Source organism: Alteraurantiacibacter palmitatis (assembly GCF_037154115.1).
GTDB lineage: Bacteria > Pseudomonadota > Alphaproteobacteria > Sphingomonadales > Sphingomonadaceae > Alteraurantiacibacter > Alteraurantiacibacter palmitatis.
Map to the genome: position 1 here is coordinate 245,699 of NZ_JBANRO010000006.1, position 11,121 is coordinate 256,819.

Sequence of the window (11,121 nt, forward strand, 5' to 3'; positions counted from 1 at the left end):
GCGATGGACATCGTGCATTGCGCCGAAATGCCCTGGGGCGAGAGCCTGGTTGCCCAGCGCGGCGCGACCGATGGCATGGCGCACAAGCGCATCTTTGAAGGCGAGGAAGGCAGCCCCGACAATTTCATGCTGGTCATGTCGCGCGAACCCAGCAGTTATTTCTCCCCGCGCCATCGCCACCCGTGGGACCAGATCCGCTTCTGCCTCGAAGGCAAGATACCCATCGCCAAGGGGCTCTATGTCGAAGGCGGGGAGATCGCCTATTTCCCCGAAGGCGCGCATTATGGCCCGCAGGAAGGCGGCACGGACCGCATCGTCCTGCTGCTCCAGTTCGGGGGCGCGAGCGGACAGGGATTCATCGGCCCCGACCGGCTGAAATCCGCGCGGCTGGAGATGGAGAAGGCAGGCGCCTTTGCGCGCGGGGTCTACACCGTGGAAACCCCGCAAGGTGTGCGCAACACCGATGCGTATGAAGCGGTCTGGGCGCATGAGAAGGGCGCAGCGCCCGCCTATGCCGAACCCGCTTACAAGACGCCCGTGGTGATGCGCCCCGTGGCACTGGCCTGGGAACCGGCAGGTGCGGCGGGCCTTTCGTGCAAGCGGCTGGGCGTGTTCCCGCATCGCGGGCTGGATGTGACGCAGTGGCGTGTTGCGGCGGGCAGCCAGCTTGCGCTCGAACCCGGTGCGCAGCTGCGTTTCGTATTCGTCAGCAGTGGCGCCGGCACCGCCAACGGCACCCAAGTGCGCCGTTGGAGCGCGCTGCGCGTCAATGCGGGGGAGGAAGTGACCCTTGTTGCCGACGAGACGCTGGAACTTCTCGTGATCAGCCTGCGGCTGATGGGCTAGCGCCGTTGCGCATGGCCCGCGCCTGCCCTGTCAGGCGGGCAGCGGGCTACTCCGCAGCGAACCGCGCAGCGTAGAGCCCCATGCGGTTCCGCACGGGTGCCTCATCCCCCACATTCGCCGGCAGGCCCAGCTTGGGCAGCGTCTCCCGCGCGGCCACGCTGCCCGCAGAAGGATCGGCGGCAATGGCGGCGAGGATCGCGGCGCGCTGATCGGCGGGCAGGCGCGCTTCCAGCTCAGCCGCGACCAGCGCCGGCAGGTGCGATTGCAGAGGTTCTGTGTCGTAGAGGTCAGGAACAGCGGCGATCAGCAGCAAATTGCGCGCCCGCTGGGCAAGATCGGGGTCGGACACGGCGGGCCATTCCGCAATCTGGCGTTGCACGCGGTCGATCGCGCTTTGCGTGGCGGCATCGGGCGGTGCGGCGGCTATCGGGGCAATCGGCCCGGAAGGGGCCGGGGCGATAGCCAGATCCGCTTTCGGCATGGGCGGCGCGGGCCGCTGCCAGACCAGCGCGGAAAGGGCGAGCCAGGCTGCCACAACCAGCCAGAGCGGCCATTTGCGGCTCCACAGCCACCGCGCCAGCAAAGCCGCGGCCCCCGTTCCGCCCAGCGCGAACAGCGCCGAACTCGCCAGCCGCGTGCCCGTTCCGGTCAGCGCGGTCTGTATCGCCACGCTGGCCCAATGCGCAGGCACCAGCGCCAGCAGCACATCGGGCAGCGTGCCGGGCCATGCCGCCGCGATCGCCAGGATGGCGGCCATTGCGGCTATTGCAAAGGCGGCTGTCCGCCAGCCCGTGGCGGGCGCGGCGCGGCCAAGCAAAGCCCCCATCGCGGCAAAGCCAAAACTGCTGACGATCACCGCCATCCCGGTGGAAAACGGGTGCGGCAACGGCGGCATTCCGAGTGCCCGCGCAAACTGGATCAGGCCAACTCCGGCCAGCAGCGCAAGCGCGAAGCCGATCCAGAAGCGCCGCGATACCGCCGCAGCAAGCACGCCAGCCCCCAAAAGCGCCACCGCCAGTATCGGCCCGCCCACCAGCGCCACCGGAACAGGCGCGGGCGCATTCGCCACCAGCAGCATGACCAGACCCGGAGCGAATATCGCGGCCAGAATGAACGACAGCCACGCCTGAACAGGCCAGGACAGCGGATGATTGGGCGCCGGGGATCTCATCGAACGGATACTGCTGGAAGCACCGCGAGTTGTCGAGGCGGAGATTTGGGATCATGGAATTGCCGCTTTTTCAGGCAAATGGCGGAGGGAAAGGACTCATCCTCTAACTCTCTGATAAGCCATGGCGAATCGCCCACAACTCCCGCCCACTTCCGAGCATTTCCTCGTATGCGCAGATTTGCCCGAGTGCAACGAAAGACAGGTGATTTCTACCAATAGACTCCGTGTCGACGGAATTTGGGCGGCAAGAACGAGGGTAGCCGTGGTTTATAAGACATGCCCGCGATTGTCGGATATTGCGGTGTTGCCAGGGCGGTGAGTTCACGCAGCCTGGCGATCCGGCTTTCTGTGCTTGGATGCGTCCGCAAGAGAGACGGCTCGGGAATGCGTCGGCCGGGAAGAAAAATTTCTTCCCAGAACCTTCCGACACGGCGTTCGAGTTTGCTCAGCGCTCTCATGAGACCCTCCGGGTCGCCGGTCAGCTCCGCCGCCGCGCGATCTGCGTCATACTCGCGGGTGCGCGACAGGCCGAGCTGCACGAGCGCCATCAAGGTGGGCGCGAAGATGAGAAGCGCCACGATATGCCACGGAACATAGACCGCGCCCGCAAAAATAAGAGGTAGGTTGAGGAGCAGCAGGAATTGTCCAAGCCAACTCGCGATGGAAACCAACCGTGACATCATATCTGCCAATCCCATGATCCACAGGTCGCGGTTCACGATGTGGCCAACTTCGTGAGCCAGGACGCCGACGAGTTCGCGACCGTCGAGGAGTTGAAGCAGTCCATCGGTGACGCAGATTGTACTGTCTTCCGGACTGCCCATCGCGAAGGCGTTCGGCAACGGGCTCGATACGCGATAGAGCTTCGGCGCGCGCGGCAAATCGGCACGTCGCGCAAGTTCCGCTATTCCTGCGACAAGGCCGGGCGCATCACGTCCCGTTATGCGCTCCGCCTGATATGCGGACAGCAAGAAGTCTTGCGGCAGATTGGGGACAAAAATCAGACCCGCAACCATTCCGAAGGCAAGCAGCAGCCCGACCTCCGCGCCGACGACCGCTGTCATGGACACCCAGGCGATCATCGCCATAAGGCCAAGCAAGAGCGCGGATTGGACGAGATTGATAAATCGATGCCTCGTCGAGACAGCGGGCATTTCCGGCTCCTATCGCGGTTCGCCGAGTGTGATCTTGAGGCTCTTGCGCTGATCGCCGCGCCGGATGTGCAATTCAACCTGATCCCCGGGGCGATGCGCTTCGAGCGCTGTGATCAGGTCAGCCGCTTCATCAACTCTAGTCGCTCCAAGGCCGATTATCCGGTCGCCGACTACAATGAGCCCATCGCCGCTAATGCGGGCGGGCACCAGTCCCGCACGGGCAGCGGGGCCGTCAGGATCGACTCCGAGGACCGGGACGCCGGAGGAGCCATCCTGCGCGAGCATCGCGTCGACCCTGGGATCGAATAAGATGCCGAGTCGTGGTGGTGCATAGCTGCCGCGAGCGATGAGCTGTGGCACCACCCGGTTGACCGTATCGACGGGAACCGCAAAGCCGATTCCCGCACTGCCGCCGGATGGACTGAAAATCGCCGTGTTGACGCCGATCAGACGCCCTGCGCTGTCGATCAGAGGGCCACCGGAATTTCCGGGGTTGATTGCCGCGTCCGTCTGGATCAGGCCCCGTATCGGGAGACTGCCTTCTCCCGGCAATTCGCGGCCGAGAGCCGAGACAATTCCGGTCGTCATCGTCCAGTCCAGGCCAAACGGATTGCCGATGGCGAACACGCTCTGACCGACACGCAACTCGTTGCTGGTGCCGATGGGGATTGGCGGTGGCCGGTCAGAACCTACGCCGATATGCAGGACTGCCAGATCGTGCTCGGGGGCGCGCCCCACCAGGCGCGCGGAGAAGGCACGGCCATCAGCCAGCCTGACGACTGCCCGGCTCGCGCCGGCGATAACATGATTGTTCGTCACCACATGACCGAGTTCGTCCCAGACGAATCCTGAACCGTTCCCGCGCGGAACGTCATAGGCATTCCGGGTCCAGGGATCGACTACACGCTCGGCCGTCGTGATGAAGACGACACTGTCTCGAGCGGCGTTGAATACCGTGATGGTGCTTTGTTCAAACGCCGCCAAGTCGCCGCGCGGAGCCACGGCGCGCGGTTCGGCAAACCCACCGAGCACAACGCCCTGAATGATAGGAAAGCTCTGCCACACAATTATGATAAGGAGCGCGGCAGAGGTTGCTGAAACAAGTCGAATGAAAAAGGTTCGGTTCATTGACCGCCATCTGCATTTTCAGTAGGGGGCTGTTCGCGCCGGTCCTGATCGCGCACCAGCCAGTGGACAGCGCCGAGCGCCAGCGCCGCGCCGGCAAGGGCGGCGATCTTGGCCGGCTCCGTCTCGCCCAGATCTAGGATGATGAATTTGCGCGCGATGGCGAGGAGCGCGATCAGCACGATCGTGCGGACCTGGACGATCCCGAAGCTGCGTTCGGTCGCAACAAGAAGGGAGCGCTTGAACTCGAGCGCGATCACCACGGTGAAGATCATGCCGAACACCACCTGGAAGGTGGCGTAATCGAGCGTGTCGAATGCCCCCAGAACCAGGCGGTTCACGACTTCGCGCATCAGCGCCCAGACCGATGCCACGACGATCGCCGCAATGATGATGCTGAGGACGAAGATGACAACTTGCTCGAACTTCTCGTAGAGCGTCATCGCCGACCATTGTTCACGGGTCAGCCCGGATCGTTGCAAGTCCTTCATGATTTCCCCTCGAAGGCCGCCCCGGAGAGACAAGCTCCCCGGGGCTTCGCCAGACGGTGCAATATCGCACGGAGCGGAGGGGACGCCGCAAACCGGCGACCCCCAATGTGACAAATCAGCCGTTCTTGACCTCGATGCGCTTGACCTTCGCCTGCGCCTCGGGTGTCTGGGGCAGCTTGATCGTCAGAACCCCGTTCTTGAAGGATGCCTGCGCCTTTTCGCCATCCACACCGGGAGGGAGCGGAATTGTCCGGTAGATTGCGCCGTAGCTGCGCTCGGACAGGTAATACCCCTTCTTCTCCTCCTGCCGCTCGATCTTCTTCTCCCCCTTCACAGTCAACATGTCATCGTTGACCGTCACCTCGATGTCCTTCATCTCCATGCCCGGCAGCTCGATCGACACTTCGATCGCGTTGTCGGTCTCGACCATGTCGGATTTGGCTTCGCCGCTGCCCCAGGGCCATTCGAACTGACCGACCCGGTTCCAGAAGTTCTCGAACACATGGTTCATTTCGCGCTGGAGTGTCGCGATCGGGTTGTCTTCGCTGCTCTTGGCGTCTGGCGCGCCGTCCTTGCGCGCCCAGGGGATGAGGTCCTTGATCTGCATGATATGGTCTCCTTCGGTTTTCAGGCGCCCTTGACGGCGATCCTTTTCGGCTGCGCTTCAGGGGCTCGGGGGAGCGTCAGGGTGAGGACACCTCCACGCATCTCGGCTTCGATCCTGTCGGGGTCGAAGTCCTCGGAAAGCGTGAAGGCACGCTCGAAATCGCCCTCGCCATATTCGGCATAGGCAAGTTCGAGGTTTTCCGGCCGCACCGGGTCAACCTTGCCGCGGATCGTCAACACGCGATTTTCCAGCGTGATTTCGACCGCATCGGGGGCGACCCCAGGCATTTCGAGCATCATGGAGACGCCCTGATCGGTTTCGACGATATCGGTCAGCGGGCGGTAGATGCGGCCGCCGCCGGTTGTCTCGGGCGAGTCTGTCGGTGTCTTTTCGGTGGCTTGCGTGATGTCGGTGCTCATCGTTCCAGCTCCTCTCAGGCTGCCTTGATTTCGATTCTCTTCGGCTTCGTTTCCTCGGGCCTGGAGATGACGATCCGCAATACGCCGTTCGTCATCCTCGCCTCGACCTTGTCATGCGAGGCCGCGAACGGCAGACGGATCGCGCGTGAGAACCTGCCGTAACCGCGTTCGTTGCGGTGCCAGCGCGCACCTTCGGGAACCTCAGGCGCCTTGCGTTCGCCCGAAAGCGTCAGGACGTTGTCCTTAACCGAAATTTCAATGTCGCCCGGTTCGATGCCGGGAAGTTCAGCGGTGACGGCGACGGCCTCAGGGCCTTGCCAGACATTCACCGCCGGGAACGCCGCGCGGGACGACGGCCAGAAGCCGCGGTCGAGATCGCGCATCATGGAGCGCATCAGCGCGAAGGGATCGCTGCGGCGCAGATATGTCGGATAGAGCATTGCTGGCCTCCTGCTGCTGATCGATGCCCCCGAACCGGCGGCATGGTCCGAGCGGGCAACGGCGCCGGCCGGATGTCGGTTCGGAGACCGCCCATCAAGATAGGCAGTTCCATCTGTTATGCAAGCATATATGATGCATGCATTGCACTTCGGATGGAGTGCGGTCTATCCTTTGTCTCATGCAACCGGAGGAAGGATACCCATGATCTCTTCGGACCTCGCGCTGATCGGGACGACGATCCACCGGGTCGCGCAGCTCATCCAGCAGCGGATCGACCAAGACATCCGCGACAGCGGCCTGACCCGCCTGTCCTGGATGGCGGCGGCGCATGTCGAGGATGAGCCTGGGCTGACCATCGGCGATCTGGCCGACCGGCTGGAGGTCGGCCCGGCCACAGCCGGCCAGCTCGTCGATCGCATGGTCCGGGGCGGCTGGGTCGAGCGGTCGCCCTCGCCCGACGACAGGCGGGCGCAGATCGTCACGGCAACGTCGAAGGCCCGGGCGATGCTGAAGGAACTCGCGCCGCGGCAATCGGCGCTCGAAGATGAAATCCTGCAGGATCTGTCGGCGGACGAAAGGCGCGTCCTGCTGGCGCTGCTCGAGCGGATCAGGGCGCGGCTCGGGCGCTAGTGAAAGGGACAAGGGGCATGGAAAAGAAGACCGAATACAACATCTGGTACTGGGTGGTGGCTTTCATAGCCGTGCTTTTCATCCAGAACCTGATCGCCGGCTGGCAATCCGTCGCGCCGATCAGCTACAGCCAGTTCGAGCAGTATCTCGAGGATGGCAGGGTCGCGTCGGTCGCGGTCGGGTCAGACACCATCACCGGCACCTTCACCGAACCCGTCGACGGCAAGAGCCAGTTCGTCACCACGGTCGTGGATCCCGCGATCCTGCAGCGGATCGACCGCTCTGGCGTCGAGATCACGGGCGTTCCGCAAAACACTTTTCTCGGCACGCTGATTTCCTGGGTGGCGCCTGCGCTTGTCTTCTTCGGAATCTGGATGCTGCTGTTCCGCAAGTTCGCCGAGAGGCAGGGCTTCGGAGGTTTCATGCAGGTCGGCCGCAGCAAGGCCAAGGTCTACATGGAAAAGGAAACCGGCGTCAGTTTCGCTGACGTGGCCGGCGTGGACGAGGCCAAGGCCGAGTTGGAAGAGGTCGTGGAGTTCCTCAGGAACCCGGCCGAATACGGAAAGCTGGGCGCACATATCCCCAAAGGTATATTGCTCGTCGGGCCCCCGGGCACCGGCAAGACGCTTCTCGCGCGCGCGGTGGCGGGTGAGGCGGGCGTGACCTTCTTTTCGATCTCGGGCTCCGAGTTCGTCGAGATGTTCGTGGGCGTCGGCGCCGCACGGGTGCGCGACCTGTTCGAGCAGGCCCGGAAATCCGCCCCGGCGATCATCTTCATCGACGAACTCGACGCTCTTGGGAGGGCGCGCTCCTCCGGCCAGATCGCCGGTGGCCATGATGAGCGTGAGCAGACGCTGAACCAGCTTCTGACCGAGCTCGACGGCTTCGACCCTTCTGTGGGCATCGTGCTCCTGGCCGCCACCAACCGGCCCGAGATCCTCGATCCCGCGCTGCTGCGCGCGGGCCGCTTCGACCGGCAGGTGCTGGTGGACAAGCCCGACAAGAAGGGGCGCATCCAGATTCTCGGCGTGCACATGAAGAAGGTGACGCTCGCACCGGACGTGGACGCCGAGAAGGTCGCGGCCCTGACCCCCGGGTTCTCGGGCGCTGACCTCGCCAACCTCGTCAATGAGGCAGCGCTCCTGGCCACGCGCCGCAAGGCTGATGCGGTGACGATGGACGACTTCAACAATGCCGTGGAGCGTATCATCGCGGGGTTGGAAAAGAAGAACCGCGTTCTGAACCCGCGCGAACGCGAGATCGTGGCGCATCACGAGATGGGGCACGCGCTGGTGGCGATGGCTCTGCCCGGCACGGATCCGGTGCACAAGGTCTCGATCATCCCGCGCGGCATCGGCGCGCTCGGCTACACCATCCAGCGCCCGACCGAGGACCGCTTCCTGATGACGCGCGAGGAGCTGGAGAACAAGATCGCCGTCCTCCTCGGCGGGCGCGCGGCCGAGAAGATCGTCTACGACCACCTCTCGACCGGGGCGGCCGACGATCTGGTCAAGGCTACCGATATCGCCCGCGCCATGGTCGCGCGGTACGGGATGGACGAAGACCTCGGGCATGTCAGCTACGACACCGATCGGCCCGGCTTTCTCGGCACCGGCGACCAGTCGTCGTGGCTGAACCGCCGCTACAGCGACGCCACTGCCGAGCGGATGGACGCGAAGGTGCGCGACATCGTGGATGGCGTGTTCAAGCGCACCCTCTCGCTTCTCGAAGCCAACCGGGCGCTGCTCGAGCAATCGGCGCAGGAACTCCTGCAACGCGAGACACTGGACGAGCCCGATCTGGTGGCAATTGGGTCCAAGGTGAAAAGAAAGGAAGCGGTCGCTGCGTGACACCGTCACTGACGCAGATGATCGGCGGACAACCCTGACTGGATAAAGAAACGGAGAGGAAAAATGGCAAACGGAACTTGCGATATTTGCGGTCGCCCGGCGACGGCGCGCGTGCGCGCTTCGGTGAACGGCAGAGTTCAGAACATGGAGCTGTGCGATCAGCACTACCGCGAAATGGTGCGCCGGTCGGGCCGCAGCGCATCGCCGCTGGAGTCCCTGTTCGGACGACATTCCCTTTTTGACGAATTCTTCGGCGATAGCGGGTTCGGCAGCCTGTTCAGCGACAGCCCGCTGCGGGGTGGCGCACTGGGCGCCACGGGCGCGGGTGAGGACGACGTCGTGGATGCCACCTTCGGGGAGGAAGCGCCGCGCCGCGGATTGCGGCGCGGCGGCGGACGCACCATCGCCGATCGGCTGAGCGAACAGGGCAACAAGCTGTTGCAGGATGCCGCACAGAAGGCTGGTGAATTCGGGCGCAGCGAGGTCGATACCGAACATCTGCTTCTGGCACTGACCTCGTCCGACGTCGTCAAAACGATCCTGGAACAGTTCAAGGTCGATGTGGACGACCTGCGGCGCCAGGTCGAGAAGGAAGCGAAGCGTGAAGAGGCCAGGACGGAGGGCGAAGTCGGCGTCAGTCCTCGCCTGAAGGACGCACTGAACCGGGCCTTCATCGCCTCGAACGAACTCGGCCATTCCTATGTCGGTCCCGAGCACCTGCTGATCGGCCTTGCCGAGGAAGGTGAAGGCCTGGCCGCGTCGATCCTGCGCAAATACGGATTGACGCCGCAGGCGCTTCGCCAGCAGGTGACCAAGGTCGTCGGCAAGGGAGCCGAGGAAGGCCGCGTGGAGGCGCCTTCCAGCACGCCCGATCTGGACCAGTTCAGCCGTGACCTGACGAAGCTCGCCCGCGAGGGCAAGCTCGATCCCGTCATCGGCCGCGCCCGCGAGATCGAGACGACGATCGAAGTGCTGGCCCGCCGGAAAAAGAACAATCCGGTGCTGATCGGCGAGCCGGGCGTGGGCAAGACCGCCATCGTCGAAGGGCTCGCACAACGCATCGTCGCGGGGGAAGTGCCCGAAGCGCTGCGCGACAAGCGGCTGGTCGAGCTCAACATCAACTCGATGGTCGCCGGCTCCAAGTACCGCGGCGAGTTCGAGGAGCGGGTGCAGAAGATCCTCAAGGAGATCACCCACGAGAAGGACAGTCTGATCCTGTTCATCGACGAGATCCACACCATCGTCGGCGCCGGCCAGGGCGGCGGCGAAGGAGGTCTCGACATCGCCAACACCTTCAAGCCGGCGCTGGCGAGGGGCGAGCTGAACCTGATCGGCGCGACGACGCTCAACGAGTACCAGAAATACATCGAGAAGGACGCAGCGCTCGAACGCCGCTTTCAGCCGGTCTATGTCGAGGAACCCACGGTCGCTCAGGTCATCATGATCCTGCGCGGCCTGCGCGACACGCTGGAGGCGCACCACAAGGTGACGATCACCGACGAGGCCATTGTCGCTGCGGCCGAGCTTTCGGACCGCTACATCACTGGGCGCTTCATGCCCGACAAGGCAATCGACCTGATCGACCAGGCCGCCGCACGGGTGAAGATCAGCGCCACAGCGCGCCCCGTGGACGTCCAGGAGCTGGAGGCCGAGGTTGCGCAGATCAGGCGCGAGCAGGACTATGCCGCAGCCCGCAAGCAGTTCGACCGGGCAGCGGAACTGAAAAAGGAACTGGAGCAGAAGCAGAAGGAGCTGGACGAGCTACTGGAGATCTGGAAGCGCGACCAGGCTTCGGCGACCGCCGAGGTGCGCGCCGATCATGTCGCGCAGATCGTCTCCAAGATCACCGGCGTTCCGGTCACCGAGCTGACCACCGAGGAGAAGGACAAGCTCCTCAAGCTCGAGGAGAAGCTGCACGAGCGCGTCATCGGCCAGGAAGAGGCCATCCGCGCCGTGGCCGATGCGGTGCGCCTGGCGCGCGCGGGCCTGCGCGAAGGACGCGGCCCGACGGCGACATTCCTGTTCCTCGGGCCGACCGGCGTTGGCAAGACGGAACTTGCCAAGACGCTCGCCGAGGTGATCTTCGGCGATCAGGACGCGATGATCCGCATCGACATGTCGGAATATGGCGAGCGCCACTCGGTTGCCCGACTGGTTGGTGCGCCTCCGGGCTATGTCGGCTACGACGAAGGCGGCCAGCTCACCGAGAAGGTGCGCCGCCGGCCTTACTCGGTCGTACTGCTCGACGAGATCGAGAAGGCGCATCCGGATGTCTACAACATCCTGCTTCAGGTGTTCGACGATGGCCGCCTTAGAGCCTGATTCATAATTATCGGTCGTGATTTCATAGCCTTGCGATGCGGCGGGTGAAGAGTTGGATTGAGGCG

General features: G+C 64.0%; 11 protein-coding genes. 4 read left to right on the forward strand and 7 right to left on the reverse strand.

Translation table 11 applies throughout. The features are described from left to right. The first annotated feature begins 3 nt into the window (after positions 1 to 3). On the forward strand, positions 4 to 846 hold the full coding sequence (locus WFP44_RS09470) for a cupin domain-containing protein (protein WP_336926303.1): 843 nt from the start codon (positions 4 to 6) through the stop codon (positions 844 to 846). Positions 847 to 892: 46 nt separating this feature from the next. Here the strand turns inward: WFP44_RS09470 and WFP44_RS09475 are convergent, their stop codons facing one another. The 7 genes from WFP44_RS09475 to WFP44_RS09505 form a co-directional block, all read right to left on the reverse strand. Further along, positions 893 to 2,017 (reverse strand): hypothetical protein, encoded by a 1,125-nt coding sequence (locus WFP44_RS09475; protein WP_336926304.1) that lies wholly within the window; start codon positions 2,015 to 2,017, stop codon positions 893 to 895. 209 nt (positions 2,018 to 2,226) lie between these two features. Then, positions 2,227 to 3,105 carry a zinc metalloprotease HtpX gene (locus WFP44_RS09480; protein ID WP_336926306.1) on the reverse strand — a complete coding sequence of 293 codons (879 nt, stop codon included), beginning with the start codon at positions 3,103 to 3,105 and terminating at the stop codon, positions 2,227 to 2,229. A gap of 75 nt (positions 3,106 to 3,180) precedes the next feature. Then, positions 3,181 to 4,299: a S1C family serine protease gene (locus tag WFP44_RS09485; protein WP_336926308.1), complete on the reverse strand. Its 1,119-nt coding sequence runs from the start codon at positions 4,297 to 4,299 to the stop codon at positions 3,181 to 3,183. Next, complete coding sequence (locus tag WFP44_RS09490) at positions 4,296 to 4,787, reverse strand: phosphate-starvation-inducible PsiE family protein (protein WP_336926309.1); 492 nt, start codon at positions 4,785 to 4,787, stop codon at positions 4,296 to 4,298. Before WFP44_RS09490 ends, WFP44_RS09485 begins: the two co-directional genes overlap by 4 nt. A gap of 115 nt (positions 4,788 to 4,902) precedes the next feature. Next, the gene (locus WFP44_RS09495; protein ID WP_142849546.1) at positions 4,903 to 5,394 is read right to left on the reverse strand and encodes an Hsp20/alpha crystallin family protein; all 492 of its coding nucleotides are present in this window, start codon (positions 5,392 to 5,394) and stop codon (positions 4,903 to 4,905) included. A 20-nt stretch (positions 5,395 to 5,414) separates the two neighbouring features. Further along, entirely contained in the window at positions 5,415 to 5,813 is a 399-nt protein-coding gene (locus WFP44_RS09500; protein WP_336926310.1) for an Hsp20/alpha crystallin family protein, read from the reverse strand. A gap of 14 nt (positions 5,814 to 5,827) precedes the next feature. Next, entirely contained in the window at positions 5,828 to 6,253 is a 426-nt protein-coding gene (locus WFP44_RS09505) for an Hsp20/alpha crystallin family protein (RefSeq protein ID WP_336926312.1), read from the reverse strand. A 202-nt stretch (positions 6,254 to 6,455) separates the two neighbouring features. On the opposite strand from WFP44_RS09505, the gene WFP44_RS09510 reads away from it, so the two are divergent. The 3 genes from WFP44_RS09510 to WFP44_RS09520 all read left to right on the forward strand — a co-directional run bounded on the left by WFP44_RS09510 (position 6,456) and on the right by WFP44_RS09520 (position 11,056). Next, positions 6,456 to 6,884: a MarR family winged helix-turn-helix transcriptional regulator gene (locus WFP44_RS09510; protein WP_336926313.1), complete on the forward strand. Its 429-nt coding sequence runs from the start codon at positions 6,456 to 6,458 to the stop codon at positions 6,882 to 6,884. Between the two features lie 17 nt (positions 6,885 to 6,901). Continuing rightward, complete coding sequence (gene ftsH, locus WFP44_RS09515; RefSeq protein ID WP_336926314.1) at positions 6,902 to 8,734, forward strand: ATP-dependent zinc metalloprotease FtsH; 1,833 nt, start codon at positions 6,902 to 6,904, stop codon at positions 8,732 to 8,734. A gap of 63 nt (positions 8,735 to 8,797) precedes the next feature. Beyond that, complete coding sequence (locus WFP44_RS09520) at positions 8,798 to 11,056, forward strand: ATP-dependent Clp protease ATP-binding subunit (protein ID WP_336926315.1); 2,259 nt, start codon at positions 8,798 to 8,800, stop codon at positions 11,054 to 11,056. The last annotated feature ends 65 nt before the right edge of the window (positions 11,057 to 11,121 follow it).

Coding starts and splice junctions, on each gene's coding strand:
- WFP44_RS09470 (WP_336926303.1), top strand. CDS start 4: ATGGACATCGTGCATTGCGCCGAAATGCCCTGGGGCGAGAGCCTGGTT.
- WFP44_RS09475 (WP_336926304.1), bottom strand. CDS start 2,017: ATGAGATCCCCGGCGCCCAATCATCCGCTGTCCTGGCCTGTTCAGGCG.
- WFP44_RS09480 (WP_336926306.1), bottom strand. CDS start 3,105: ATGGCGATGATCGCCTGGGTGTCCATGACAGCGGTCGTCGGCGCGGAG.
- WFP44_RS09485 (WP_336926308.1), bottom strand. CDS start 4,299: ATGAACCGAACCTTTTTCATTCGACTTGTTTCAGCAACCTCTGCCGCG.
- WFP44_RS09490 (WP_336926309.1), bottom strand. CDS start 4,787: ATGAAGGACTTGCAACGATCCGGGCTGACCCGTGAACAATGGTCGGCG.
- WFP44_RS09495 (WP_142849546.1), bottom strand. CDS start 5,394: ATGCAGATCAAGGACCTCATCCCCTGGGCGCGCAAGGACGGCGCGCCA.
- WFP44_RS09500 (WP_336926310.1), bottom strand. CDS start 5,813: ATGAGCACCGACATCACGCAAGCCACCGAAAAGACACCGACAGACTCG.
- WFP44_RS09505 (WP_336926312.1), bottom strand. CDS start 6,253: ATGCTCTATCCGACATATCTGCGCCGCAGCGATCCCTTCGCGCTGATG.
- WFP44_RS09510 (WP_336926313.1), top strand. CDS start 6,456: ATGATCTCTTCGGACCTCGCGCTGATCGGGACGACGATCCACCGGGTC.
- ftsH (WP_336926314.1), top strand. CDS start 6,902: ATGGAAAAGAAGACCGAATACAACATCTGGTACTGGGTGGTGGCTTTC.
- WFP44_RS09520 (WP_336926315.1), top strand. CDS start 8,798: ATGGCAAACGGAACTTGCGATATTTGCGGTCGCCCGGCGACGGCGCGC.